This is a genomic window from Listeria monocytogenes ATCC 19117 (assembly GCF_000307025.1).
In the GTDB taxonomy this organism is placed as follows: domain Bacteria; phylum Bacillota; class Bacilli; order Lactobacillales; family Listeriaceae; genus Listeria; species Listeria monocytogenes_B.
Map to the genome: position 1 here is coordinate 1,269,359 of NC_018584.1, position 25,243 is coordinate 1,294,601.

The 25,243-nt window shown below is 36.3% G+C and carries 27 protein-coding genes; 17 read left to right on the forward strand and 10 right to left on the reverse strand.

Going from position 1 to position 25,243, the window contains the following annotated elements; translation table 11 throughout:
* The first annotated feature begins 152 nt into the window (after positions 1-152).
* Positions 153-812, forward strand: a complete 660-nt coding sequence (locus LMOATCC19117_RS06335) for a Crp/Fnr family transcriptional regulator (protein WP_003726052.1) — start codon at positions 153-155, stop codon at positions 810-812.
* A 39-nt stretch (positions 813-851) separates the two neighbouring features.
* Here the strand turns inward: LMOATCC19117_RS06335 and LMOATCC19117_RS06340 are convergent, their stop codons facing one another.
* From LMOATCC19117_RS06340 to LMOATCC19117_RS14960, 3 genes are all read right to left on the reverse strand, one after another.
* A complete protein-coding gene (locus LMOATCC19117_RS06340) occupies positions 852-1,046 on the reverse strand; it encodes a hypothetical protein (protein WP_003726053.1) in 195 nt (64 codons plus the stop codon).
* A gap of 66 nt (positions 1,047-1,112) precedes the next feature.
* Positions 1,113-1,961: a YitT family protein gene (locus LMOATCC19117_RS06345; protein WP_003726054.1), complete on the reverse strand. Its 849-nt coding sequence runs from the start codon at positions 1,959-1,961 to the stop codon at positions 1,113-1,115.
* A gap of 330 nt (positions 1,962-2,291) precedes the next feature.
* Positions 2,292-2,429 carry a hypothetical protein gene (locus tag LMOATCC19117_RS14960; RefSeq protein WP_003723553.1) on the reverse strand — a complete coding sequence of 46 codons (138 nt, stop codon included), beginning with the start codon at positions 2,427-2,429 and terminating at the stop codon, positions 2,292-2,294.
* A gap of 150 nt (positions 2,430-2,579) precedes the next feature.
* Here LMOATCC19117_RS14960 and treR point away from each other — a divergent pair, with 150 nt between their 5' ends.
* A complete protein-coding gene (gene treR, locus LMOATCC19117_RS06355; protein ID WP_003726055.1) occupies positions 2,580-3,293 on the forward strand; it encodes a trehalose operon repressor in 714 nt (237 codons plus the stop codon).
* Positions 3,294-3,323: 30 nt separating this feature from the next.
* Here treR and treC read toward each other — a convergent pair whose 3' ends face one another.
* Together treC and treP are read right to left on the reverse strand one after the other, a co-directional pair.
* Positions 3,324-4,970 carry an alpha,alpha-phosphotrehalase gene (gene treC / locus LMOATCC19117_RS06360; RefSeq protein ID WP_003726056.1) on the reverse strand — a complete coding sequence of 549 codons (1,647 nt, stop codon included), beginning with the start codon at positions 4,968-4,970 and terminating at the stop codon, positions 3,324-3,326.
* An 18-nt stretch (positions 4,971-4,988) separates the two neighbouring features.
* Positions 4,989-6,473: a PTS system trehalose-specific EIIBC component gene (treP, locus tag LMOATCC19117_RS06365; protein WP_003727531.1), complete on the reverse strand. Its 1,485-nt coding sequence runs from the start codon at positions 6,471-6,473 to the stop codon at positions 4,989-4,991.
* Positions 6,474-6,590: 117 nt separating this feature from the next.
* Here treP and LMOATCC19117_RS06370 point away from each other — a divergent pair, with 117 nt between their 5' ends.
* Positions 6,591-7,052, forward strand: a complete 462-nt coding sequence (locus LMOATCC19117_RS06370; protein ID WP_003726723.1) for an NUDIX hydrolase — start codon at positions 6,591-6,593, stop codon at positions 7,050-7,052.
* Between the two features lie 38 nt (positions 7,053-7,090).
* On the opposite strand, the gene LMOATCC19117_RS06375 is transcribed toward LMOATCC19117_RS06370, so the two are convergent.
* Entirely contained in the window at positions 7,091-7,555 is a 465-nt protein-coding gene (locus LMOATCC19117_RS06375; protein WP_003726717.1) for a hypothetical protein, read from the reverse strand.
* Positions 7,556-7,743: 188 nt separating this feature from the next.
* Between LMOATCC19117_RS06375 and LMOATCC19117_RS06380 the strand changes: the two genes are divergently transcribed.
* On the forward strand, positions 7,744-8,658 hold the full coding sequence (locus LMOATCC19117_RS06380; RefSeq protein ID WP_003734526.1) for an alpha/beta hydrolase: 915 nt from the start codon (positions 7,744-7,746) through the stop codon (positions 8,656-8,658).
* Between the two features lie 25 nt (positions 8,659-8,683).
* Here the strand turns inward: LMOATCC19117_RS06380 and LMOATCC19117_RS06385 are convergent, their stop codons facing one another.
* The 4 genes from LMOATCC19117_RS06385 to LMOATCC19117_RS06400 form a co-directional block, all read right to left on the reverse strand.
* Entirely contained in the window at positions 8,684-9,931 is a 1,248-nt protein-coding gene (locus tag LMOATCC19117_RS06385) for a glutamate-5-semialdehyde dehydrogenase (protein WP_003734525.1), read from the reverse strand.
* A complete protein-coding gene (gene proB / locus LMOATCC19117_RS06390) occupies positions 9,915-10,745 on the reverse strand; it encodes a glutamate 5-kinase (RefSeq protein ID WP_003734524.1) in 831 nt (276 codons plus the stop codon). The genes LMOATCC19117_RS06385 and proB overlap by 17 nt, the downstream gene beginning before the upstream one ends.
* A gap of 146 nt (positions 10,746-10,891) precedes the next feature.
* Complete coding sequence (locus LMOATCC19117_RS06395; RefSeq protein ID WP_003734523.1) at positions 10,892-12,031, reverse strand: PrsW family glutamic-type intramembrane protease; 1,140 nt, start codon at positions 12,029-12,031, stop codon at positions 10,892-10,894.
* Positions 12,032-12,110: 79 nt separating this feature from the next.
* Complete coding sequence (locus LMOATCC19117_RS06400) at positions 12,111-12,506, reverse strand: helix-turn-helix domain-containing protein (RefSeq protein ID WP_003723563.1); 396 nt, start codon at positions 12,504-12,506, stop codon at positions 12,111-12,113.
* 150 nt (positions 12,507-12,656) lie between these two features.
* Here LMOATCC19117_RS06400 and LMOATCC19117_RS06405 point away from each other — a divergent pair, with 150 nt between their 5' ends.
* From LMOATCC19117_RS06405 to topA, 13 genes are all read left to right on the forward strand, one after another.
* Positions 12,657-12,872 (forward strand): helix-turn-helix domain-containing protein, encoded by a 216-nt coding sequence (locus LMOATCC19117_RS06405; RefSeq protein WP_003727524.1) that lies wholly within the window; start codon positions 12,657-12,659, stop codon positions 12,870-12,872.
* 123 nt (positions 12,873-12,995) lie between these two features.
* Positions 12,996-13,529, forward strand: a complete 534-nt coding sequence (locus LMOATCC19117_RS06410; protein ID WP_003727523.1) for a matrixin family metalloprotease — start codon at positions 12,996-12,998, stop codon at positions 13,527-13,529.
* A 15-nt stretch (positions 13,530-13,544) separates the two neighbouring features.
* Positions 13,545-14,210, forward strand: coding sequence for a hypothetical protein (locus LMOATCC19117_RS06415; protein WP_003731300.1), 666 nt, complete (start codon positions 13,545-13,547; stop codon positions 14,208-14,210).
* A gap of 261 nt (positions 14,211-14,471) precedes the next feature.
* Positions 14,472-15,410: a hypothetical protein gene (locus tag LMOATCC19117_RS06420; protein WP_003727521.1), complete on the forward strand. Its 939-nt coding sequence runs from the start codon at positions 14,472-14,474 to the stop codon at positions 15,408-15,410.
* Between the two features lie 114 nt (positions 15,411-15,524).
* The gene (tig, locus tag LMOATCC19117_RS06425; RefSeq protein ID WP_003723884.1) at positions 15,525-16,808 is read left to right on the forward strand and encodes a trigger factor; all 1,284 of its coding nucleotides are present in this window, start codon (positions 15,525-15,527) and stop codon (positions 16,806-16,808) included.
* Positions 16,809-16,992: 184 nt separating this feature from the next.
* The gene (gene clpX / locus LMOATCC19117_RS06430) at positions 16,993-18,252 is read left to right on the forward strand and encodes an ATP-dependent protease ATP-binding subunit ClpX (RefSeq protein WP_003723886.1); all 1,260 of its coding nucleotides are present in this window, start codon (positions 16,993-16,995) and stop codon (positions 18,250-18,252) included.
* Between the two features lie 118 nt (positions 18,253-18,370).
* Positions 18,371-18,937 carry a type I signal peptidase SipX gene (gene sipX / locus LMOATCC19117_RS06435; RefSeq protein WP_003726393.1) on the forward strand — a complete coding sequence of 189 codons (567 nt, stop codon included), beginning with the start codon at positions 18,371-18,373 and terminating at the stop codon, positions 18,935-18,937.
* Between the two features lie 34 nt (positions 18,938-18,971).
* Positions 18,972-19,541, forward strand: a complete 570-nt coding sequence (sipY, locus tag LMOATCC19117_RS06440; RefSeq protein WP_003726394.1) for a type I signal peptidase SipY — start codon at positions 18,972-18,974, stop codon at positions 19,539-19,541.
* A gap of 101 nt (positions 19,542-19,642) precedes the next feature.
* Positions 19,643-20,185 carry a type I signal peptidase SipZ gene (sipZ, locus tag LMOATCC19117_RS06445; protein ID WP_003727520.1) on the forward strand — a complete coding sequence of 181 codons (543 nt, stop codon included), beginning with the start codon at positions 19,643-19,645 and terminating at the stop codon, positions 20,183-20,185.
* 9 nt (positions 20,186-20,194) lie between these two features.
* Positions 20,195-21,058 (forward strand): ribosome biogenesis GTPase YlqF, encoded by an 864-nt coding sequence (gene ylqF / locus LMOATCC19117_RS06450; protein ID WP_003726396.1) that lies wholly within the window; start codon positions 20,195-20,197, stop codon positions 21,056-21,058.
* Positions 21,055-21,840, forward strand: a complete 786-nt coding sequence (locus tag LMOATCC19117_RS06455) for a ribonuclease HII (RefSeq protein ID WP_003727519.1) — start codon at positions 21,055-21,057, stop codon at positions 21,838-21,840. Before ylqF ends, LMOATCC19117_RS06455 begins: the two co-directional genes overlap by 4 nt.
* Before the next feature lie 133 nt (positions 21,841-21,973).
* On the forward strand, positions 21,974-22,834 hold the full coding sequence (gene dprA / locus LMOATCC19117_RS06460; RefSeq protein WP_003727518.1) for a DNA-processing protein DprA: 861 nt from the start codon (positions 21,974-21,976) through the stop codon (positions 22,832-22,834).
* Between the two features lie 272 nt (positions 22,835-23,106).
* Entirely contained in the window at positions 23,107-25,185 is a 2,079-nt protein-coding gene (topA, locus tag LMOATCC19117_RS06465; RefSeq protein ID WP_003727517.1) for a type I DNA topoisomerase, read from the forward strand.
* The last annotated feature ends 58 nt before the right edge of the window (positions 25,186-25,243 follow it).

Here is a 25,243-nt window from a genome sequence, read left to right on the forward strand (position 1 = left end):
GTATTATAGGGGATATTCGGAGAGGATACTTTTTAATTTGGTAATTATTTATGATATATACAAATTTGTATAACATATGTTGAAAAAATAGGGAATAGTATTTTGTATGATTAATATGCTTTAACTGGAATGACAAAAAGGAGGTTAAGAACATGAAGCAAAATATTCTTAATAATTATGTGAGCACAAATGATTTTCCAGTTATTACAAGGGGAAAACGTAAATATTTAACTTACGAAGGACTTGAAGATTCATATGTGTACATACTTAAAAAAGGGATTATTAAAACGAGTATTATTTCAAGGGATGGCAGGGAATTTAATTTAAACTACATTAATAAAATGGACATTATCTCACTTTTAAAAGATGAGTATTCGCAGTTTGCCAATGCGCCGTTTAACATTCGTGTGGAGTCAGACACAGCAGAACTATATCAAGTTGACCGGGTAAGGTTTTGGAAAGACGTGAATCGTGATGTGGATTTGCAAATTTATGTGAAAGATTATTACCGTACGAGGCTGCTACAATCCATAAAAAAAATGCAGCAAATGCTAATGAATGGGAAACTTGGAGCAATTTGTACGCAACTCTATGAACTTTATACGCTTTTTGGAGTGGAAATTGCGCCTGATCAGTATTTGATTGATTTTCTAGTAAGTAATGAAGAAATTGGTCATTTTTGCGGGATTAACTCCGCAAGCAGTGTGAACCGGATTTTCCAACAACTCAAAAAAGAAGGCGTCATTACGATGCAAAACCGCTATATTATTATTAAAAAATTAGATGTTATTCAAGAAAACGTTATTTTTTAACAGTAGAAAAGCACTGCAATCAATATTTGCAGTGCTTTTCTATCCTCTTTTTTTAAATGAATATCGAATCCTAAGTGTGATGAGCCCGATGATGATTAATAAACTACCAACCATCAAATTCTCTAAGTCGCTAAAATCCCAAAAAATAGAGATTCCGATATTAGATAGTCCTAGAAAAACAAAAACCAAGCCAACAACAAGTAAAACCAAATAAGCCGGTTTAGAAATTTTCATAAGGACGCCTCATTTACATTAAAAATAATTTCCACATTATTGTAACATAAGTTGAGAGAAACGACATCACTCACTTGTTATTTGTTTTGTAAAGCCTTCCCCCACAACACTTTGTACATCATTAATAATAAAGAATGCTTTCTCATCATATTTGTTGACGATTTTGGTGAGCGGCAGTAATTGATCACGACTTATTACGATATAAAGAATTTTTTTATCTTGACGCATATAGAAACCTTGACCGTTGAAAAGGGTAATACCACGCTCTAAATTCGCATCAATTTCAGTTGCAATTTCTTCATAATAATCCGATATAATCGTGACAGATTTTTTAGGATTGTAACCTTCAAGAATGAAATCAAGTACTTTGGTTGAAATATAAAGCGAAACGATGGTAAATAGCATGTTTTCAAAACCGATTACAAAAACAGAAGGAATAACAACAAGTAAATCAAAGAATAGCAACGCATAACTCGTATTCCAACCAAGATATTTATTAGCAATTTTCGCTAAAATAGCGCTACCAGCAGTAGTTCCGCCACCATTCATAATTAGTCCCATACCAATTCCCATCATTAATCCGGCAAAAATGGCTGCGACAATCGTTTGATTTGCCACGAAAGCAAGCGGCTCAGAAAAATGTAAAAAGATCGAAGTGAAACTAATAGCAACAATTGTCCAGACAATCGTCATTCGATCAAGAAACTTGTAACCAATAATAAGTAAAATACCATTAAATATAAAAGTAGTGACTGCGGGAGTCCAACCAAGCAAGTAATAAAGCATCATTGTTAGCCCAGTAACGCCGCCTTCTCCTAAATTATTCGGGATAGCAAAAACGTTGACAGCTAGCGAGAAAATAAGCGCCCCCACGATAATTTTTGCGATGTTCCAACCAGTTTTATTTTTGTTCATCTCCATTTCTCCTTTCCATGCAAAAAAAGACCCAAGAATACCACTAAACAGGCACTCTGGAGTCTTTTTATAAAAAAAGCATTAACTGACATCTTTGTCATTAATTGTCTCACCATAAAAAATTGCTATTCATTTCAACACAATTTACAATATACCATAAAAAATAAGCATCTTCAAGCCTTTTTTAAGTATAAGTAATTAGCCAAAAATCGCTAAAAATGGCATTAAATTAAGTAAAAATAAACCTACAAGAACACTAATAACAATTTTGATGACAAGTGGTTTTTCACTTTCTGTTTTTTTCAATTTGTTTTCCTCCTTAATGTGCGCTTACTTAGCCCAGTGTACAAATTCATTTTTTAATGGCATATAAGTGGCTGTTTTTTTCTTATAGATTTGGTAAGCAAGTATAAATCCGAGAAACGCAGGAACGATAATTGCAAAAATAGTTAAAATAACTTTAGTCATAGAAAATACCTCCTCTTAAATCAAAACACATGTTCAGACCTTACTACTAATAGTGTACCAAATTTCACGTGATTTTGGTAATAAAGCGAGCTAGCAAATTTCGGTTACAATTATGGGTAAATGTGCTACAATAGCCTTGGGTGAGTAAATTTGAATAAAAAAAATAAGTTTTTTGACATTTATTTAGAATTAGAGCAAGACATTACATCAGGCGTTTATCCAGCAGGCACACTACTTCCAAGTGAAAATGTCCTGGCGAAGCGTTTTTCGGTATCCCGTGAGACCATTAGAAAAGCACTTGTATTATTGCTTGAAAACGGCTGTATTCAAAAGCTCCAAGGAAAAGGATCGATTGTCATTGACCGAGAACGCTATTCTTTTCCAGTCTCTGGTTTAACTAGTTTTAAGGAATTACAAAAATCCGAACATATGAATGCGACAACGGAAGTCATCCGAAATGAACGAACCACTTTACCAGATCGAATTGCTGATTTTGCTGGTCTTCCGCACGGCTCAAACTGCTTAGCTATCCTCAGAGTGCGCTATTTAGAAGGAGAGGCAACTATTTTGGATTACGATTATTTATTAGACAAAACTGAACCAATTGCGAATGAGATTTTAGAAGACTCTTTGTATCAATACTTAGAAAATGAGAAAGGCTATGAAATCAGTTATGCTCAAAAAGAAATAACCGTGGAACCGCTGAACGCCGAAGATAAAAAATACTTAGCATTACATGGTGATACGCATGTAGTTGTCGTAAAAAGTACCGTGTTTTTAAAAGATACAACACTTTTTCAATACACAGAATCGCGTCACCGACTGGATAAATTCCGTTTTATAGATTTTGCAAGAAGACGCTAAAAAGCCTGAGAATTGTTTCTCAGGCTTTTTTTATCGAATTAAAGTTAATGTTTCATAAGGTGCTAATTCCAGCTCAGAACTGATTGTTTGACGTTCATAATTAGAAAGAAGTACTTTAGCATTTAAAAACTCATTTGGTAGTTGAATTTTTTTCGTAGTCGAGCCAAAATGGTGAATGGAAAGAAGCGAAGTAATTTCATTTGAACGCTTATAGGCAATAATCAAATCTTCATCCGTCCAATATGGCGTATAATCACCCGTCTGAATGACAGGGTATTCTTTCCGTAATGCAATAAGCTTTTGGTAAAAATAGAAAATGCTCGTTTTATTAGATAAGGCTGCTTGAACATTTATTTCACTTGCATTATCCGCTACTTTTAGCCATGGAGTACCAGTTGTAAAGCCAGCATTTTGCGAATCATCCCATTGCATAGGTGTCCGACTATTATCTCGCGAACGCTCTTTGATAATCGCCATAACTTCTTGCTCACTAAGTCCGTTTTTTTGTAAAATATCAAAATGGTTGAGCGTTTCCACATCCACATAATCATCAATCGTAGGAAATTTTGGATTCATCATCCCGATTTCTTCCCCCATATAAACAAACGGTGTCCCGCGCATAAAGTGAATCGTTGCGCCAAGGAGGGTTGCCGAATGATAATAATGTTCCGGTTTGTCGGAAGCAAAGCGACCAAGTGCTCGAGGTTGGTCATGGTTGTTCCAGAAAAGCGCATCCCATCCATTTTCTTCTGACATCGCGACTTGCCACGTATGGAAAATAGATTTTAAGTTCTCGAAATTCACATCCGCTAAACGCCATTTTTCTCCATCAGGATAGTCTACCTTCAAATGATGGAAATGAAAAACCATCGATAATTCTTTTTCGTCTGGATTACTATAACGAATGCAGTTGTCAATATCTGTAGAGGACATTTCTCCAACCGTTATAATTGGCTTGTCGCCAAAAGTTCGTTCATGTAGTTCTTTTAAGTAAGCATGTATTCCTGGTCCATCTGTATAAAAACGGCGGCCGTCGCCTTCAAAATCATCTTCTAAAAACTTAGGTTTGGCAATCACATTTAATACATCTAAACGAAAACCTTCCACGCCTTTATCAATCCAAAAATTCACGACATCAAAGAGTGCCTCGCGTACATTCGGATTGGCCCAGTCTAAATCAGCTTGCGTAACATCGTATAAATGCAAATAGTACTCAGAGGAGTCAGGCAATTTTTCCCAAGCATTACCACCGAATTTGGAAACCCAATTTGTTGGAGGGGAACCATCGGCTTTTGCTGGGCGGAAATAGTAAAAATCACGATAGAATGGATCACCAGCAAGCGCTTTTTTAAACCAAGGATGCTCTGTTGAAGTATGATTCAATACTAAGTCAATCATAATACCAATATTTCTTTTTTTCGCTTCCTTGATAAGCGTTGTCACATCGTCCATCGTACCAAATAAAGGATCAACCGCGGTATAGTCAGCGATATCATAGCCGTTATCATTTTGCGGAGAAGGATAAAATGGATTCAGCCAAATCATCTCAATTCCGAGTTTTTGTAAATAATCAAGCTTGGCAGTGATACCGGGAATATCCCCAGTACCATCGCCAGTCGTATCATAAAAGGATTTCGGATACACTTGATAAATTGTTTTTTGAGCAAACTTTGTCATAAAGGGAAGCCTCACTTTTTAGTTGGTTGTTTTTGCAGATTCACGATACTCCTTTTTACCAAACGTACGAATTGGTGCAGTATCTACTTTGTTTAAAATATTATATTTGCGGAATAATACAGTTAGAATGAAAGGAACAACAATCGTTATTAACATACATACTGCAAAAACGGCGTAATATTTAGGGTTAATGGACAAGATTCCAGGTAGTCCTCCGACACCAATTGAGTTAGCCATAACACCACTAGATACAGAAACCACAGCCGCAATTGCCGAACCTATCATGGCAGCTACAAATGGATATAAGTATTTTAAATTAATCCCGAACATCGCAGGTTCCGTAACACCAAGGTAACAAGAAATAGTTGCTGGAATTGAAACTTGTTCTTCTTTTTCATTGCCACGATGTAAGAAAATAATTGCTAGAACAGCGGACCCTTGGGCGATGTTAGAAAGTGCAATCATCGGCCAGAGATTCGTTCCACCAAATTGACTCATTAATTGTAAGTCGATGGCGTTGGTCATATGATGCAGTCCCGTGACAACGAGCGGGGCATATAGGAAGCCAAATAGTGCGGCGAATAACCAACTTAGTCCACCAGTCAAGCCAGCATAAACGACGTTCGAAATCGCGTCGCCAATTTTCCAACCAATTGGTCCAAGAATAACATGAGCTGCAAGAACAGTAGGTACGAGAGCAAAGAATGGAACGAAAATCATCGAAATGGCATTTGGAATAAATTTACGCAACCAAATTTCGAGATAGGCTAGTAAGAATCCGGCCATAATGGCAGGAATAACTTGCGCTTGATACCCAATCATCTGTACTTGAGCAAAGCCAAAGTCCCAAACTGGAATATCGCCTGCTTTTGTTTCAACAACGCTATAAGCATTTAGTAATTGCGGGGAAACAAGCGTTAAGCCAAGGACAATCCCAAGAATTTGTGTGGTTCCCATTTTTTTCGCGATGGACCATGTAATTCCAACTGGTAGGAAGTGGAATACAGCCTCACCGATAAGCCATAAGAAACTATAAACACCAGCCCAAAATGGATAAACATCCACAATCGTTTTCGTGCCGTCTTCTAAAAACTTAATATCTCCAATTACGTTACGGAAACCGAGAATAAGACCCCCAACAACAATTGCTGGAATTAATGGAGTGAATATTTCAGCTAAACCAGCAAGTAAACGCTGAAGAATACTCATATTTTTCTTCGCATCTACTTTGGCATCTTCTTTATTGACACCTTCCACACCACTAATTTTTGAAAATTCATTATAAAAAATAGCTACATCATTACCTATAATTACTTGAAATTGACCAGCTTGTGTAAATGTCCCTTTTACTGCTGGAATGTCTTCGATGGCTTCAACATCGGCATTATCTGGATTTTGCAAAACAAAACGCATTCTCGTAGCACAATGTGTGACAGATGATATATTTTCTTTGCCACCAATTAACTCTAAAAGAGCGCTTGCATCTTTTGTATAGTCAACCATAAAACTTCCTCCTTTTTTAACTTGTATATACAAGTTGTTCGCCATTACTATACTATAAATAATTTGAAAGCGCAACCACTTTATTTGTGCTAAAATAAAAAAGAAGGAGGAGTGGCCATGAAACACGTTAGAACTGCAGCAATTATCACGCATCAAAACAAAATTTTGCTCCACTCAAACCAAGAAGAAGATTACTGGACACTTCCGGGCGGTGCAGTGGAAAATGAATCAACAAAAGAAGGATTAAAACGTGAAATGAAAGAAGAACTCGGGGAAGATGTGGCTATTTTAGAATTGAGCATTATTGCGGAAAATCGCTTTTTATATCGCGGCGAAGAAATAGATAGTATTGAGTTTTATTATGCGGTTAAACTGTTACCAGAGAGCAGTTTACTTAATCAACCTACATTTACAAAAATAGAAGAATTTGGTCAATACGGGGAAGAGGCATATAAACTGCATTTTAAATGGTTCGATATAGACAAGTTGAAAAATATCACCATTTTACCAACATTTCTCGAAACAGAGCTAGCAAATCTTTCAAGTAAAAATATTATACATTTGGAACAGACAACATAAAAAATCCCACGAAATTTTTACGTTTCGCGGGATTTTATTTAATTAGTTAAAGATACTAAGGTAATCTCTTTTTTACTGATATCTAAGAATGGTAATTTAACCCGTGTATCTAAACAATAAGCGTTATAGAGTAACGGTTTTAATGTTGTAGTAGAACTTTCTACTTGGCGAACAAAATTGCCAATTTCTTGATACAATATTTCAATGTTTTTTAAACTACCAATTTTGGAATCGATACGATTTTCACTTACGTTTACATTAGAGTTCGTAACTTTTTCGTTAAATTCATCATTGATAGCATCTTTCGTACGTTCGATACGCGTGAACCGAGTATCTTCCCAATCAATTTCGATGATATGGCAATCGTCCAGTTGAAGAAAATCACCAGTCCAAAGTTTGCCGTCGATCTCGACAATCATTCTCGTATCAGGGAAAACCTCTTTGTTACGGTATTTTTTGAGTAAATAATCATACATTTGTAATTGCGCTAAACAGTTATCCATGTGTGTCATCTCCTTATGGGACTATTATAACATATTGTGATTATGTGAACAATCTTCAATATAGAAATGAATAGTTGGAACTGTAACTTTTTAACTAGTTATACAAAAGTCCTAAAAAAAGTCTGTGAAATAGTGAAAATAACTATCAGGTGGTATACTAATAATAAGATGAAATGGGAGGGAGACAGATGTACAAACAAATGAAATTAAAAGCTACAGATGGACTCGATTTGCATTTACATATTTGGGATGAAGTGAAAAATCCAGTTGGTGTAGTTCAAATTGTTCATGGGATGGCAGAACACGGGGCAAGATACGGCTTGTTTGCGGAACGTTTGAATCAGGCTGGATATATTGTCGTAGCCGATGATCACCGTGGTTTTGGGAAATCAGCCATAGATGAGGCATCTTTAGGTCATTTAGATGGAGAAACTGGTTTTCAAAATATGGTAGAAGATGAGGCGGTAGTAAGAACTTATTTAAAAGAAAGCTATCCTGAATTACCTTACTTCATTTTTGCGCACAGCATGGGAAGTTTTATTATACGAACCTTTATGGCAAAACACCAAGTTGATGGAGTAATTCTCAGCGGTAGCGGACTTCAACCGATAGCTCTTTTAAAAATGGGCCAAATGATTACAAAACAAAGAGTGAAAAAAGATGATAGAAAAAGAAGTGGTTTTCTAAATAAATTAGCATTTTGGGGTTATAATAAACCATTTAATGAAAATCATCGTTTTAGTTGGCTTTCGCGGGATGTTGCGATTTATGAAGCCTATGAACAAGATCCATTTTGCGGTCCAGTAGTTGGAACAAGTGGTTTTTTCCATAACCTTTTTGAAGCCGTAAAGGTAAGTCAACAAAAAGAAACATTGGAAAGTGTGCCAAAGGATTTGCCAGTGTTGTTGCTTTCTGGAAGTGATGATCCGGTAGGGCATTTCGGAAAAGACACACCTAAAATTGCTTTATCCTTAGAAAAAGCTGGGGTAGAGGATGTTACTTATAAAATTTATGAAGGTGCTCGTCATGAACTGGTGAATGAATTATGTAAAGAAACTGTTTTTCAAGATGTAATTGATTGGTTGGATGAAAAAAGAAGGTAGCCTAAAATCATAGGCTACCTTCTTTTTAATTACGGATTTGACCGTCTCCAAAAATAATATATTTAGTCGATGTAAGTTCTGTTAAGCCCATTGGTCCACGTGCATGAAGTTTTTGTGTACTAATGCCAATTTCAGCGCCAAATCCCATGGCAAAACCATCAGTGAATCGAGTAGAAGCATTGATATAAACGGCTGCTGCGTCTACTTTTTGATGGAATGCTTGACCAGTCGCGTAATCATTAGAAATAATTGCTTCTGAGTGCTTGGTGCCATATTTATTAATATGTTCAATAGCCTCTTCAGCGGAATCGACTACTTTAACAGCTAGGATAAAATCTAAAAATTCATCTTCCCAGTCGGACTCTTTCGCTGCTTTTGCCTCTTGTAAAATTTCCTTCGCACGTTCATCCGCACGTAGTTCGACATCATATTCTTTTAGCGCAGTTTCCATCGCTGGAAGATAATCTTCGGCGACATCTCGATGAATGAGCAAAGTTTCTGCAGCATTGCATACAGAAGGGCGCGAACACTTAGCATTAACTAAAATATCTATAGCCATTTGTTTCTCTGCTGCTTTATCTACGTAAATATGACAATTACCAGTACCTGTTTCGATGACTGGAACAGTTGCATTTTCAAGAACTGTTTGAATTAACCTTGCGCCCCCACGAGGAATGAGAACATCTAAAAAGCGATTTAACCGCATCATGTCTCTAGCAGTTTCTCGTGATGTATCTTCAATTAATTGGACACTAGAACGAGGGAAACCAGATGCCTCAAGGGAATCCTGAATAACGGACATTAAGGCTTTATTGGAATCAATAGCATCACTACCACCTCGCAAAATCACCGCATTTCCAGTTTTAAAACAAAGAACAGAAGCATCGACAGTTACATTGGGCCTAGATTCATAAATAATACCAATAACACCAAGTGGAACTCTTGTTTTACCAATAGTTAACTCGGCTTCATTTTTCCACATATTTGTTACTTCACCGATTGGATCTTTTAACGCGACCACTTGTTTAACCGCTTCCGATATCTCTTTGATTCTTTCTTCTGTAAGACGAAGACGATCAATCATCGTTTCAGGTGTTCCTTTTTGCTTAGCGCGAAGAATGTCCTTTTCATTTTCTTGCAAAAGTGTAGCCGTATGGATAAGCAAATCATTACTTAAATTAAGCAGTGCTGCGTTTTTGTGTTTTGTTGTTGCTTGTGCTAAAAATTGGGAAGCTTCTTTAGCGCCACTCCCTTTTTTAATGAGTTCGGTCATGTGAAAGTTCCTCCTTTTTACTTGCGAATAAAGTACCAATTTGTTCACCTTGCATAATATTAAAAATGACGGTAGGGTTTTTACCGTTTGTTAAAATCATTTTTTGGTTAGAATCCATACAATAAGAAGCAGCAGAAAGCTTGGTCAACATACCACCAGTCCCAAATTTAGAACCGCGTCCTCCAGCAAGGGCTTCAATTTCTGGAGTGATTTGGTTGATTTCAGAGAACATAACAGCCTCTGGATCTGTTGCAGGGTTACTACCATAAAAGCCGTCAATATCAGAAAGCATAATAAGCAAATCAGCTTGAACCAGTTTAGCGACAATGGCTGAAAGAAGATCATTATCCCCGTATTTCGTTACATGCTCCAGTTCTTCTACAGCAACGGTATCATTTTCATTTACGATAGGGATAATACCACGGCTTAATAAACTGTCTAAAGTATTCATAACATTTTCGCGGCTAATAGGGAAGTCAGTTACATCACGTGTAAGCAACACCTGTCCAACCACTTGTCCATATTCACCAAAAAATTTACTATAAATATGCATTAGTTCACTTTGACCAACCGACGCGACAGCTTGTAGGTCAGGGATACTTGTAGGTCTTACTGGAAGCTGTAATTTATGACAACCAACGCCGATTGCCCCAGAAGAAACAAGAATGACTTCTTTTCCTTCGTTACGTAAATCAGATAAAACCATCGCTAATTTCTCAATGGTACGTAAATTTATATGGCCATTTCCATACATTAATGTACTTGTACCAACTTTGATGACTAATCTCTTACTATTTTTTAAAGATTCGCGCATTTCTATGACCCCTCTGCTAATAAGATAATACTTCTATTTTACATGAAAATGCAGATATGTCCATATTAGAATCAAGTTTATGAGCTTCAGATTTTTAATTTTGAGTATAAAAATAAGTCCTAAGAAATTTTCTTAGGACTTATTTTTTATTTAGCTGCTTTACTCGCGGCAGAAATGACTGAAACTTGTTTCAAACCTTTACTAATAAGTCGTAAGATAACGAACCAAACAACAATGATTAAAACAATTTGTTTGAATGCAATTGCTGGAAGCGGATTGAACGGGCAATCCCAAATGAAATGTAAAGCAATCGGAATAATAAACCATTTCCAGAAAGTTCCTGTGAAAATGTGGTGCATTCCAAGTTTTTGATCACCTTTAGCGATAACAAGTGCGGCACCAGTAATAGCAGCCCAGGCAACATGGCCGCCGATAGACTGCCAACCACGGCTAAAGATAACATTGAGCATCGTTTCACCGGCAATATGAATATCTTTGAATAAAAAGGCAGCATCCACACTATAGTTAAACGCGTACCCAAGTGATTCAAATGCAGCAAATCCAGCCCCAACAGCGGCACCGATAAGTAAACCATTTAAAATGTACTTCGAGTTTAATGAACGAATGAAGAGAGCAACAATAATCATTTTCCCAGTTTCTTCAATAAAACCAACCAAAAGTGCATTAAAATAATTTAATTTTCCAACTGGAATAATGGAGTAAATAACAAGTGTTGCAACAAGCGCTGCTACACCACCGATAAAGAACATTCGCACTACATCAAAAACGCTGATGTTACGAGGTGCATTCGTTTCGAAAAAGAATAATAAAACAGAAAACGGAACTGCAAATGAACCAATTACCATAAGGCCCGGTATTGTATTACTGTTATCAAACAAATATGTACATGCTAGAAGTAAAAAATACGTGACGATTAACACTAAGAAAACTCGGGAGAATACCCAAGGATGTGGCCAAGAATGAGGGATATCACTTATTGCTGGAGTAGTATACTTAGTACCAGCAATAAAGACTTTTTCGCCTTCTTCTTTAGAGTGCTTTTTGAAAACAGCAGAGAAAAGGTTGCTAATTTTTAATTCTGAATTCCCGTGGTTTCCAATATGTTGATATAATTCTGTTTGCTTAAATGCAATCCACTCTGGATGAGGGGATTTTTGGACCAATGTAAGATTATTAATCTCTTTCTTTCTATATAGAGCAATCATCTCTACATTTGTAAAAGGCCCCATTTTCTGTTCGTTCTTTTTGAAGTACCATTCTGACAAATGAAACTCCCCCTTTAGCTTTTTATTTTGACTCTATTAATTATTCCCAAAAACGCTAAAAGTTAAACGAGCAAAGGAACTAATCGTTTATTTTCTTCGCTTGTTCATAAAGAAAATTAATCGAATCAGCTAAAAAAGCTGCTGCGGACTCATTTAGCGGTTGTCCATCTAAATTTAAATCATCCTCATATTTTAAATCTTCACTAATTTTAGTTATTCTTTTCCCAATATCTTTCTCATTTTGGAGTTCACTAGGAGCATAGGTTGGGATGCTTTGTTGGCCAAGTAAATAATCGACACTAACATCATAAAGTGTTGCAATTTGAGTCACCATTTCTAAATCTGGTTCCCGAATACCATATTCCCAATTGCCATAAGTGGAAGGTGCTTTTAAACCAAGCCTTCTAGCTGTTTCTGCTTTTGACCAACCTTGTTTTTCCCGTAATAAAGTAAGTCTGTTACTTAAATTTGGCATAATTTCACTCCTTTTTGTTTGATTATACAATATCTTACTCAGTTTAGCTACATTTTAACACATAACGTATTATTTTCTGATTGACATAGTCGTATTGTGTTGTTAGAATTGTATTAACAACTCAAATTGTGTAGATAAGGAGAAGATGACATGAAAACAGTAGACACCAGAAGAATTAATACAACAAAAATTCGAGAATTACGGTTGCAGCGAGGAATCACCCAAGCTTTCATTGCGCGACGGATGGGCTATAGGTACACATCAGGATACAGTAACATTGAAAAAGGAACTGTTAGACTATCACACAAAAATGCTGTTATTCTTAGTGAAATTTTAATGTGCGATTTGAAATTCTTTTATGAATAACTAGACTAGACACGGGGGAAAGATGTAAGATGAAAAGAATATCTTTTTAACAAATTATGTATGGATTTAATTTAAAATAAACGCACACAAAATGTGTGGAATTTGAGCGAAGGAGTAAACATCATGAGGAAAAAAACGTTAGCAGTGTTTCTTGTTTTTACGGTGTTAGTTGCGTTATTAGCGCCAACTAATGCAAGCGCATATACAAAACTTGGATATGTGATGACAAAGGCTAGTGCAAAAAATTTTAAAATTTATATTAACGGTTCGGCGAAAGGGTTTAAAAATATTATTATAAGCGGTGCGAAAGCTTGGAATCCTTCTCCTTACTTAAATACGGTTAGCATAGGAAATGATGTCAAGCCTAACTTTACGGTTAGTAGTTCGGGTACAAATAAGGGGAGTGTTTTGGCGGTCTGCAACACCACTTACTACAAATCAAATAAATTAATCTCCAAGAATGAGATCACTTTGTATAAAGGCTTTCGTTCACTTTCAACGAATCATAAAATAGAAACTATTGTGCATGAGTTTGGTCATGGCTTTGGCTTAGGGCACGTGAAAACTAAAAATGCAATTATGTTAGACAAAGGATTTATAAATAAAACAAAACCTCAAACAGACGATTTTAATGGCATCAAAGCTTTATATAAGTAAAAAGGAGGAATGACAATGAAGAAAAGAATAACAATGATTCTAGGTTTAGTATGTCTTAGTACATTAACTGCTTGTTCTAATAGTGAAAATGTGAAAGAAAAAACATCAGAAGAACCAGCAACAGCTCAAAACGGAGCAGAAACAATAAAGGCGCACAATGGGGTGGTCTCTTATCACGGAAAATACCTCAAACTTGCTGAAAATATGGATACCCTTGAAAAAGATGCCCCAATTATCATTAAAGCAACCAAAAAATCTGAAAAAACAACTGTAACAAAAGAAACAAAAGAAAATGTATTTCCAACCGATTTTTATACGATGAGCGATGTGCAAATAAATTCTATCGAGAAAGATACAACAGGAAAATTGAGCGAGAGTATGACTATTAAAGTGTTGGAGTATAGCGTAGAAAATGTTTTGGTAGAAGGGAAAGAATATGATTTAACTATTGATGGTTATAAAAATATGGAAAAGGGAGAAGAATATACACTTTTCTTAGAAAAAAATCCAGATGGTGAAAATTATATACTATCAAATGCAGTTATAAGTAAATTCCCAGTGGAAGAATTACCTGAAGAAGAATTGTTCTTAGATGGAGGGCAAACAACGGAAGAAACAGATAGCATTGAAGAAATTTATCAGGAGGTCTATCAAGAAGTTTTGGAAGAATTCGGTGAATAAAAAAGTTTAAACGCCCGTAAGACCTCGGTGTAAAAATCGAGGTCTAATTTTTTTGAAATAAAAATTTGATAAAAAATGAAGTTTAATCTAGACAGTTTTTCGTGATAAAACACCATAAAAGCCTCTTGACAGAACCAGACTATACAAGTAGAATGAATCAAACCAAATCAACATTTTTGCTAGAAATGGTTAGATTTTTAACAATAAGGGTAAATCCAGTTAGTATAAATAAAGCTTTTTCAACTAAAAGGAGATAAAACGATGAGTGGAAGTGGTGCTTTTTTTCCAATGAGTGTTAAAAAATTTCTGGAAAAAGGGATTACCTCGTTGTCCGAAGAAGAAAAAATGAGTACGCTACATTATTTGGAGAATGCGTATCATCAAGAGCCTTGCAACGAGGAAATTGTACATAGATTAATTCAATTTTATAATCAGACAGATAAAACGAAGAAAGCGCAAGAAATTGGACAAAACTTTTTGACGATGAATGGCTATGATAAGGAAATTCTTGGAGAGCTATCTGTAACATTTATGAAAGAAGATAATATGGATACGTACTTCACATTAGTTAGGCATTATATGGAAGAAGAAAAAAAAGAAGCAACGGAAGAAATAGCTGACAATGTTATTCCTTTTCCCAAACAGTTTGTCCCAAGAAGAGACATTCGTGAATTTGCGTCTTGGCATACGACGGAACAATTGGAGTTTTTACAAGAAGCTCGTTTCTTAGAAATAGATTCATTTTTGCCAGCTTTTAAAGCTTTTCTAGCGGATGATAGTTTTTCCCCGTTTGTTCAGTCGATGATTTTCGAATTAATGCAAGAAAAAGAAATAAATGAAGATATTACAGTTCAAAAAATAGATAAGCACGGTATTTTTAATCCAAGTCTTGTGCCAATGCTTGCTGATAACAAATTTGCGGAAGCTATTTTTGCTGGACTCGCTGAGATGCTCGAACATAGTAATCCAAGTCTTTTAGAGCAAGTGATTGGTATTATTCAGCAACATCTATTTATGCTTTATCCATTTGAATTAGAGCCTCAAGAAGTAGATGTTTGGATAAACGCATACTATAAATGGGCGAATGCAATGTACGGTAATTATTGTGTTATTTCGGATGATGTGAATCACTTAGCAGTAGAAGAAGCTATTTCCATTATTGAAGAGTTAGAAATTAGGCAGCAAAATTATTTTATATAATGATATTTCTTGTTTTCAAGTCAGGGATATCTGTGTTATTATTAGTGAGTATGGCTGAAACTTGTCATGAGAGTAATTAAATTGAACTAAATAGATGATGGAGGGAATTATACCATGTCAGTAAAATGGGAAAAACAAGAAGGTAATGTTGGAAAACTTACTTTTGAAATTGAACAAGAAAAAGTAAAAGAAGGTTTAGATAGAGCTTTCGTAAAAGTGCGTAAAACTCTTAATGTGCCTGGCTTCCGTAAAGGGAAAGTTCCACGTCAAATTTTCAATCAACGTTTTGGTGAAGAAGCTCTTTTCCAAGATGCGCTTGATATCTTGCTTCCAGAAGTATATTCTGCAGCAATTGACGAAGCTGGTATTGATCCAGTGGATACTCCTCAAGTAAACATTGAGTCTATGGAAAAAGGCGAAACTTGGGTTTTAACAGCAGAAGTTACTGTAAAACCTGAAGTGAAACTTGGAGATTACAAAGGTCTTGAAGTAGAAAAACGTGAAACAGAACTTACAACAGAAGAATTAGAAGCGGAATTAAAACAATTACAAGAGCGTCAAGCTGAATTAGTTGTTAAAGAAGATGCACCAGCTGAAAACGGTGACACTGTTATCCTTGATTTTGAAGGATTTAAAGACGGCGTAGCTTTCGAAGGTGGACAAGCTGAAAATCATTCTCTAGAACTTGGAAGCGGACAATTCATTCCTGGTTTTGAAGAAAAATTAGTTGGCTTAAAAGCTGGCGACGAAGCGGATATCGAGCTAACTTTCCCGGAAGAATATCATGCGGAAGATTTAGCTGGACAACCTGTAGTTTTCAAAGTGAAATTACACGAAATCAAAACAAAAGAAGTTCCAGCTCTTGACGATGAGCTTGCAAAAGACATCGACGAAGAAGTAGAAACTTTAGATGAATTAAAAGAAAAAATCTCTAAACGTTTACAAGAAGCAAAAGAAGAATCTGTTGCTCAAGCTAAACAAGAAGAAGTTATTGCGAAAGCTGTTGAAAATGCAGAAGTGGACATTCCACACGCAATGGTTCACCATGAAGCTGATCATTTAATGAATCACTTTGCACAAGATTTACAAGCACAAGGTCTAACTCCTGAATTATATTACCAATTCACTGGCCAAACAGAAGAAGCTATGCACGCACAAATGGAAAAAGACGCTGAAAAACGCGTGAAAATGAACTTAGTGCTTGAAGCAATTGCGGAAGCTGAAAACATTGAGCCAACGGAAGAAGCTATTGACGAAGAAATTTCTACATTAGCTGAAAAATATGGTATGGAAAAAGACGCAGTTCGTGCTGCACTTGGCGATATGAGCGAACTTAAATCTGATCTTAAAATCCGCAAAGCTATCGACGTTTTATTAGATAGTGCAGTGGAAAAATAAGCTACGACTGATTTAATAATTTCATTAAAAAATGGGGGGCATGAGTTATACTCGTGTCCTTCTGAATGTAGAAATATGAATACAGATGATTGGCATTTCTAATAAACAAATGATATTATTAACACACATAGGAGATGAAAAAATCGCCTATAAGCAACATACCTATGCGAAGGGGTGAAATATTTTGTTTAAATTTAACGACGAAAAAGGCCAACTTAAATGCTCCTTTTGCGGAAAGACTCAAGATCAAGTACGTAAATTAGTGGCCGGTCCAGGTGTTTATATTTGTGATGAATGTATCGAGCTTTGTAATGAAATTATTGAAGAAGAGCTAGGTATTTCTGAATTTGTTGATTTTGGTGAAGTACCAAAACCTCAAGAAATCCGTCATATATTAAGTGACTATGTTATTGGTCAAGAACGTGCTAAAAAAGCACTTGCTGTAGCAGTTTACAATCACTACAAACGTATTAATTCCAATGAAACGAAAGAAGATGAAGTAGAACTTTCGAAAAGTAACATTTGTCTAATTGGTCCAACTGGTAGTGGTAAAACACTTCTTGCTCAAACATTAGCGCGAATTCTCAATGTTCCATTTGCTATTGCAGATGCGACTTCACTTACAGAAGCTGGTTACGTTGGGGAAGATGTAGAAAATATTCTTCTTAAACTGATTCAATCAGCAGATTACGATGTGGAAAAGGCCGAAAAAGGTATTATCTATATTGACGAAATTGACAAAGTTGCTCGCAAATCCGAAAACCCATCTATTACTAGAGACGTTTCCGGTGAAGGCGTACAACAAGCGCTACTGAAAATTTTGGAAGGTACTGTCGCAAGCGTTCCTCCTCAAGGCGGTAGAAAACATCCTCATCAAGAGTTAATTCAAATTGATACAGGAAATATTCTATTTATCGTTGGTGGAGCTTTTGATGGAATCGAACAAATCGTTAAAAATCGAATGGGTGAAAAAGTCATTGGCTTTGGCACAGATAATGCGAAACTAAAAGATGATGAAACTTATTTATCTCGCGTTGTTCCAGAAGATTTACTGAAATTCGGTTTAATTCCTGAATTTATCGGCCGTTTACCGGTTATAGCAACGCTTGAACAATTAGATGAAGCTGCGCTTGTTTCCATTTTGACAGAACCGAAGAATGCTTTAGTAAAACAATACAAACGTATGTTAGAGCTTGATGATGTAGAACTTGAATTCGAACCAACTGCTCTAATTGAAATTGCGAAAGAAGCGATTGAACGCAAAACCGGAGCGCGTGGTCTTCGTTCGATTATCGAACAGATTATGCTTGAAGTGATGTTCGAAATTCCTTCTCGTGATGACATTACGAAGTGTATAATTACTGAAAAAGCAGCTCGTGGTGAAGAAGAACCGCAACTGCAATTAGAAGATGGTTCTATTATTCCAATTAAAACATCTGCATGATTAGAATGCGCGTCGTAATTGGCGCGCATTTTTTCTATCAAACCAGCTTGTTTTACTGTAATATCTGACTTGTTTCGTGCTATACTTTATTAATATTAATTGGAGAGGATAAAAAGACATGAAAAGTGAAAACAAATTTTTTTCTGGGGCATTTGGATGGATAAAAATAATTCTCATCGCGCTTATACTTGCTTTTGGTATTCGCTATTTTTTAATTTCTCCAGTTACTGTTAATGGGAAATCAATGGACCCAACACTTCATGATGGGGAACATTTATTTATTAACAAGGTATCAGATCCGAAGCGTTTTGACATTATTGTATTTCCTGCGCCTGATGAGGAAAATGCAGAGTACATTAAACGCGTCATTGGCCTTCCAGGAGATAAAGTGGAGTACAAAGAAGATCAACTTTATATTAATGGAAAAAAATATGATGAACCTTATTTAGATTCAGAAAAAGAAGCTCTAAAAAACGGTTATTTAACCACTGATGCAGAAGGCGATCCTAATTTTACGATGGCAGACATTCCAAACTCTGACGGCTCTCTCACTGTCCCTAAAGGAGAACTTTTTGTTTTAGGAGATAATCGTCAAGTAAGTAAAGATAGTCGCTACATTGGCTTTATATCACAGGATACCGTGCTTGGAAAAGTAATTTCATTTGGAAAATCCTTAGAACGTTAATGTGACCCTACAGGAAGTCTAGGAGGAGACATAGATGACAGATCAATATGACAAAAAGCCCAAGAAAAAAAGCGGGGCGCACCAATTATTAAGCTGGGTGCTAGTTATCGTTGCAGCGCTTGCAATTGCACTTGTGATTCGTAACTTTGTAGTTGCACCAGTAAAAGTAGAAGGAACATCTATGGTTCCAACATATCAAGATGGCGATAGAATTTTCATTGAAAAAATTTCCAAGCCTGATCGTTTCGACATTATCGTGTTTGATGAACCTCCAATGATTGGTTCAGGAGAGCATTTCATCAAGCGAGTGATTGGTTTGCCGGGAGATAAAATAGCATTTAAAAACGGTGAATTATATTTAAATGGAAAACGAAAAGTAGAAAATTACTTGCCAGAAGGAACATTAACCCTTTGGAATCCAGATCCAACGCAAAAACCATACATAGCGGATTATACGCTGGAGGATATGACAGGCGAAAGTACTGTTCCGAAAGGGAAACTATTTGTACTTGGAGATAATCGCGGCGGGAGTTCAGATAGTCGCGTTTTCGGATTTATTGATGATTCCATGGTAAACGGTACAGTGATACAATTTGGAAAATAATGTGAAGTCCGTGAAGATACTTTTTCGCGGATTTCTCTATTAAATGAGCGTTTTTTCGTTTATAATAAGACTGTTAGTATAAAATAGGGCGGTGCGATTTTTTGAAGGAGAAGAATTTAAAACGGTTATGGTCATGGATTTGGGCGGCTGTTCTAGCAGTGTTAATAGCTGTTATAATCCGTTTTTATTTATTTGTCCCTATTCTCGTCGATGGGATATCAATGATGCCTACACTTCATAGCGATGACCGTGTAATTATAAATCGCTTCGGAAATGTAGATCGTTTCGATGTGATTGTTTTCCGAGAATCAGATGGAAAAGAATACATCAAGCGAGTGATCGGTTTGCCGGGTGATACAGTAGAATACAAAGAAGACCAACTTTACATCAATGGTAAAAAGTATAATGAACCATATTTGGATACTTACAAAGAAAAGTTAAAAGATGGCTATTTAACAGATGATTACAGTTCGAAAGATCAACTAGATGGTGGCAAAATTCCAAAAGATACTTATTTTGTTTTAGGTGACAATCGAAGAGCAAGCAAAGACAGTCGGATAATTGGGCCAATTCCATTTAGCAAGGTGTTAGGAACAACACCGATTTGTTACTGGCCGATTGAAGATGCCAAACTTATAGATTAGGAGTATATAATGACAATTCAGTGGTTTCCAGGTCATATGGCCAAAGCTCGCCGTGAGGTAACAGAAAAATTAAAACTAGTAGATGTGATTTTTGAATTGGTAGATGCGCGTATCCCGCTCTCTTCCTCTAATCCCATGCTAGAAGAAATTATCCACCAAAAAAGACGAGTGATTATTTTAAATAAAGCAGATACTGCCGATGAAAAAACAACAAAAGAATGGATTGACTACTTTGCTGAGAAAGGCTTGCCAGCAGTTGCTGTGAATGCTCAAGAAGGTAAAGGACTATTCAAAATAGAACAAGCCGCCGAAAAATTAATGGCTGAAAAATTCGACCGTTTAAGAAGTAAAGGTATGAAGCCAAGAGCAATTCGTGCGATGATTTTAGGTATTCCGAATGTTGGTAAATCAACATTAATCAATCGACTAGCGAAAAAAAATATTGCACGGACAGGTAATAAACCTGGTGTAACTAAAGCACAGCAATGGATTAAAGTGGGAAAAACATTAGAACTTCTGGATACACCAGGGATTCTTTGGCCTAAATTTGAAGATCAAGAAATTGGCTACAAATTAGCTCTTACTGGTGCAATTAAAGATGATTTACTACAAATGGAAGAAATCGCTGGTTACGGTTTGCGCTTTTTAGAAAAACATTATCCCGACAGACTTCAAAACTGGCTGAAAGTAGAGACAGTCTCTGAAGATCCTATCGAAACACTTGCTTTTATTGCTGAAAAAAGAGGGCTTCTAGATCGATACAATGATCCAGATTATTCTCGCGCAGCCGAAACGGTAGTTCGAGAAATTCGTCAGCAAAAGTTAGGGAGAATGTCGTTTGATTTCCCAAATTGGGAAGATGAAGTCGAATGAGCGATTCCATATCCGTTATCCGAGAAAAACTAAACCAAGTCACATCAGAACATGATCCCTTTTTTCGGAAATGCATGCAAGATGAGCGTAAAGGTGTAGAAAAACTTCTGGAAACTACAAGGAGAAAATGGGAAAAAGAAGCGCAATTACGGAACAAGCTTGAAGAAATGAAACAATATGAAACAGATTTATTCCAACAAGGATACAAGTATATCGCTGGAGTGGATGAAGTGGGACGTGGGCCTCTCGCAGGACCAGTTGTAGCAGCAGCCGTCATTTTACCAGCTGATTTTTCTGTTGTCGGAATAAATGATTCTAAACAATTGAGTGAAGCAAAACGTGATGCTTTGTTTGAAACGATAAAAAAAGAAGCAATTGCTATCGGAGTAGGGATTATAGAACATGATGTAATTGATCAAGTAAATATTTATGAGGCAACGAAACTTGCTATGCGTGAAGCGTTAGATCAATTAACACCAGAACCTGATTTTGTTCTAATAGATGCAATGCCACTAAGATATACCGAGGCAGAACTATCTCTTATCAAAGGGGATACAAAAAGCATTTCGATTGCTGCAGCGTCTATCATCGCAAAGGTAACAAGAGATAGATTAATGCAGATGTACGATGAAAAGTATCCCGGGTATGATTTTGCAAACAATATGGGCTACGGCACAAAAAAACATTTACTTGGTTTAGATACAATTGGTATATGTCCTATCCATCGTATAAGTTTTGCGCCTGTAAAAGAAGCAAAGTTGCATTTTGATAGTTTAAAATAACTAAATCATATAGAGAAAAACGTATTTTCAACATGGAAAATACGTTTTTTTATGCCGTTTTATAGGTTTTGGTCATTTTACAAAAAAGCTCAATGTTTGTACACTGGGAGTAACTATTAGGGAGGTGCAACAGATGGATTTTAAACAACGACATACATGGCTCAAAATTGCTTCTTGTAAGTCTATTTCTGCTAAAAAAAGAGCCAGCATTTGGCAAAAATTAACAGAATTCGACCAGTATGAAATGACAACACAAACATTTGCAGAATCTTTCTTTCCTGTGGATAAACTCGCACAGATTCTAATGGAGCTAGAGACAGCAGAAGCGTGCTTTTTTGATGATGTTACCTTAATATGGATTTTAGATGATGCCTATCCAGCGCTTTTAAGAGAAATTTATGAAGCGCCGCCAATTTTATTTTGTAAAGGAAATATTGATTTATTACAACAACAAGCAATTGCCATCGTTGGTACAAGGCAGATGAGTGAATATGGTAGGAAAGCTTGTATGAAAATTGCTAGTGAACTTGCTGAGAATAAGCTGACTATAGTTAGCGGGATGGCTATCGGAATCGACTCTACAGCCCATAGAGCCACTTTAAATAAACAAGGTGCAACGATTGCAGTACTAGGTTCAGGTGTCAACAAAGTTTATCCAAAGAAAAATGAACTTCTAGCGAAAGAAATTGTCAAAGAAGGTTTGTTATTAAGTGAGTATTTACCCGATGAAGAAGCGAAAAGATGGCATTTTCCAGAAAGAAATCGAATTATTAGCGGCTTGGCTATAGGAACAGTAATAATAGAAGCTGCCGAAAGAAGCGGTTCGTTGATTACTGCTGATATAGCTTTAGAACAAAACAGACAAGTTTTTGCTGTTCCAGGAAATATTTTTATTGATACATGGCAGGGGACGAACTATTTAATTCAAGAAGGTGCCAAGTTAGTTATGAATTCGAACAATATAATAGAAGAATTTATTCAAATTAAGCCATAAATATACTGAAATTATCTTTTTTAAGTGATTTGACTTGCATTTCCTGATTTTTTGAGATAAGTTTGCTAAAGAAAGCTGATATAAAACATCAAAAAATGGACTTTTTCATAAAAGCCATTGACAAACCCAGTAGGAAGGGCTAATATTTACTACTGAATTATGTGAACAATCAGCATTGAAAACTTATTGAACGCGAGGCTAAGACTGTAATAGGATTAAGACAACGAGTAAAGCCCGTGTATTGACCCAAATCAGGGAGGAATATAATAGATATGGCAGATTATTTAGTGATTGTAGAGTCACCTGCAAAAGCAAAAACAATTGAAAAGTATTTAGGTAAGAAATTTAAAGTGAAAGCCTCAATGGGACATGTTCGTGACTTACCTAAGAGTCAAATGGGTGTAGACACAGAGCATGACTACGAACCTCGTTATATTACGATTCGCGGAAAAGGCCCTGTTTTAAAAGAATTAAAACAAGCAGCCAAAAAAGCGAAAAAAGTCTATCTCGCAGCCGATCCAGACCGCGAAGGAGAAGCAATTGCATGGCACTTAGCCAATAGCCTAGAGTTAGATCAATCAGACAAACTACGTGTAGTATTTAACGAAATAACGAAGGAAGCAGTAAAAGAATCTTTCAAAACACCACGTAAAATTGACATGGATTTAGTCAATGCGCAACAAGCACGCAGAATTTTGGACCGTTTAGTTGGATATAATATCAGCCCTATTCTATGGAAAAAAGTGAAGAAAGGTTTGAGTGCGGGGCGTGTTCAGTCTATCGCACTTCGAATCATTATTGATAGAGAAAAAGAAATCAATAATTTCAAACCTGAAGAATACTGGACAATTGACGGTAACTTCCTTAAAGGGAAGAAAAAATTCCAAGCCAATTTTTATGGTGTAAATGGTAAAAAGAAAAAGCTTTCCACTGCAGATGATGTAAAAGAAGTAATGTCTGCAATAAAAGGAAAATCATTTGACGTAACAGATGTAACGAAAAAAGAAAGACTTAGAAATCCAGCTGCACCATTCACTACTTCAAGTTTGCAACAAGAAGCAGCTCGAAAACTAAATTATCGTACAAGAAAAACAATGATGCTTGCCCAACAATTGTATGAAGGAATTACACTTGGTAAACAAGGGACAGTCGGCTTAATTACGTATATGCGTACAGACTCCACTCGTATTGCCGATTCCGCTATACTAGAAGCAAGCAATTACATTAAAGAAACCTATGGACCCGAATTTTCTCGTAATCATAAACGTTCAGATAAAAATGCTAAAGGTGCTCAAGATGCCCATGAAGCAATCAGACCTACAAGTGCAATGAGAAGTCCTCAAGAAGTAAAAGAATTTTTAACACGGGACCAACTTCGCTTATATCGTTTGATTTGGGAAAGATTTATCGCGAGCCAAATGACGCCAGCAGTTCTTGATACAATGCGCGTTGACTTAGACAACAATGGCGTGAACTTCAGAGCAAATGGCTCTAAAATTAAATTCCACGGCTTCATGAAAGTCTATGTAGAAAGTAACGATGATAATACGGAAGAAAAAGAAAATATCTTACCAGATTTGAAAAAAGGAGATAAGGTACAGTCCGAATCACTCGAACAGCGACAACATTTCACACAGCCACCTCCACGTTACACAGAAGCTAGATTAGTAAAAACGCTCGAAGAAATTGGTATTGGTCGACCATCAACTTATTCGCCGACACTCGACACAATTCAGCGCAGAAATTATGTTTCTTTAACGAATAAACGCTTTATTCCAACTGAATTAGGTGAAATCGTTAATGAAATGATTGAAGAATATTTCCCAGAAATTTTAGATGTTAAATTCACTGCCAATATGGAAAGTGAGCTCGATGAAGTAGAGCACGGAGAAGTCGAATGGGTGAAAGTCATTGATGAATTTTATAAACGATTTGAACCAAATGTTATAAAAGCAGATGCAGAAATGGAAAAAATCGAGATTAAAGATGAACCAGCCGGAATTGACTGTGATCTTTGTGGAGCTCCAATGGTTTACAAAATGGGTAAATACGGTAAGTTCCTAGCTTGTAGCAGATTTCCTGATTGTCGTAATACGAAAGCAATCGTGAAAGAAATCGGCGTTACGTGTCCGAAATGTGAGAAAGGACATGTAATAGAAAGAAAAAGTAAGAAAAAGCGTATTTTTTACGGTTGTGATCGTTATCCAGATTGTGACTATGTATCATGGGATAAACCGGTCGAACGGGCTTGTCCGAAATGTGAGAAACGAGCATTAGTCGAGAAGAAATTGAAAAAAGGTGTACAAGTACAATGTACAAATTGTGATTACAAAGAATCAACCCAACAATAATCGGAAAATGGCAACACTTGGATCGTTCTTGTGTTGCCATTGTTGCGCGAGGAGGCGG

Excerpts from the sequence above, each read along its gene's own strand:
- dprA (WP_003727518.1), top strand. The coding sequence starts at position 21,974 with ATGGATTTTAAACAACGACATACATGGCTCAAAATTGCTTCTTGTAAG.
- LMOATCC19117_RS06455 (WP_003727519.1), top strand. The coding sequence starts at position 21,055 with ATGAGCGATTCCATATCCGTTATCCGAGAAAAACTAAACCAAGTCACA.
- tig (WP_003723884.1), top strand. The coding sequence starts at position 15,525 with ATGTCAGTAAAATGGGAAAAACAAGAAGGTAATGTTGGAAAACTTACT.
- LMOATCC19117_RS06420 (WP_003727521.1), top strand. The coding sequence starts at position 14,472 with ATGAGTGGAAGTGGTGCTTTTTTTCCAATGAGTGTTAAAAAATTTCTG.
- LMOATCC19117_RS06400 (WP_003723563.1), bottom strand. The coding sequence starts at position 12,506 with ATGCCAAATTTAAGTAACAGACTTACTTTATTACGGGAAAAACAAGGT.
- LMOATCC19117_RS06405 (WP_003727524.1), top strand. The coding sequence starts at position 12,657 with ATGAAAACAGTAGACACCAGAAGAATTAATACAACAAAAATTCGAGAA.
- LMOATCC19117_RS06380 (WP_003734526.1), top strand. The coding sequence starts at position 7,744 with ATGTACAAACAAATGAAATTAAAAGCTACAGATGGACTCGATTTGCAT.
- topA (WP_003727517.1), top strand. The coding sequence starts at position 23,107 with ATGGCAGATTATTTAGTGATTGTAGAGTCACCTGCAAAAGCAAAAACA.
- LMOATCC19117_RS06335 (WP_003726052.1), top strand. The coding sequence starts at position 153 with ATGAAGCAAAATATTCTTAATAATTATGTGAGCACAAATGATTTTCCA.
- LMOATCC19117_RS06370 (WP_003726723.1), top strand. The coding sequence starts at position 6,591 with ATGAAACACGTTAGAACTGCAGCAATTATCACGCATCAAAACAAAATT.
- LMOATCC19117_RS06410 (WP_003727523.1), top strand. The coding sequence starts at position 12,996 with ATGAGGAAAAAAACGTTAGCAGTGTTTCTTGTTTTTACGGTGTTAGTT.
- treP (WP_003727531.1), bottom strand. The coding sequence starts at position 6,473 with ATGGTTGACTATACAAAAGATGCAAGCGCTCTTTTAGAGTTAATTGGT.
- LMOATCC19117_RS06340 (WP_003726053.1), bottom strand. The coding sequence starts at position 1,046 with ATGAAAATTTCTAAACCGGCTTATTTGGTTTTACTTGTTGTTGGCTTG.
- proB (WP_003734524.1), bottom strand. The coding sequence starts at position 10,745 with ATGCGCGAATCTTTAAAAAATAGTAAGAGATTAGTCATCAAAGTTGGT.
- LMOATCC19117_RS06345 (WP_003726054.1), bottom strand. The coding sequence starts at position 1,961 with ATGAACAAAAATAAAACTGGTTGGAACATCGCAAAAATTATCGTGGGG.
- sipX (WP_003726393.1), top strand. The coding sequence starts at position 18,371 with ATGAAAAGTGAAAACAAATTTTTTTCTGGGGCATTTGGATGGATAAAA.
- LMOATCC19117_RS14960 (WP_003723553.1), bottom strand. The coding sequence starts at position 2,429 with ATGACTAAAGTTATTTTAACTATTTTTGCAATTATCGTTCCTGCGTTT.
- LMOATCC19117_RS06385 (WP_003734525.1), bottom strand. The coding sequence starts at position 9,931 with ATGACCGAACTCATTAAAAAAGGGAGTGGCGCTAAAGAAGCTTCCCAA.
- LMOATCC19117_RS06415 (WP_003731300.1), top strand. The coding sequence starts at position 13,545 with ATGAAGAAAAGAATAACAATGATTCTAGGTTTAGTATGTCTTAGTACA.
- LMOATCC19117_RS06375 (WP_003726717.1), bottom strand. The coding sequence starts at position 7,555 with ATGGATAACTGTTTAGCGCAATTACAAATGTATGATTATTTACTCAAA.
- sipY (WP_003726394.1), top strand. The coding sequence starts at position 18,972 with ATGACAGATCAATATGACAAAAAGCCCAAGAAAAAAAGCGGGGCGCAC.
- treC (WP_003726056.1), bottom strand. The coding sequence starts at position 4,970 with ATGACAAAGTTTGCTCAAAAAACAATTTATCAAGTGTATCCGAAATCC.
- ylqF (WP_003726396.1), top strand. The coding sequence starts at position 20,195 with ATGACAATTCAGTGGTTTCCAGGTCATATGGCCAAAGCTCGCCGTGAG.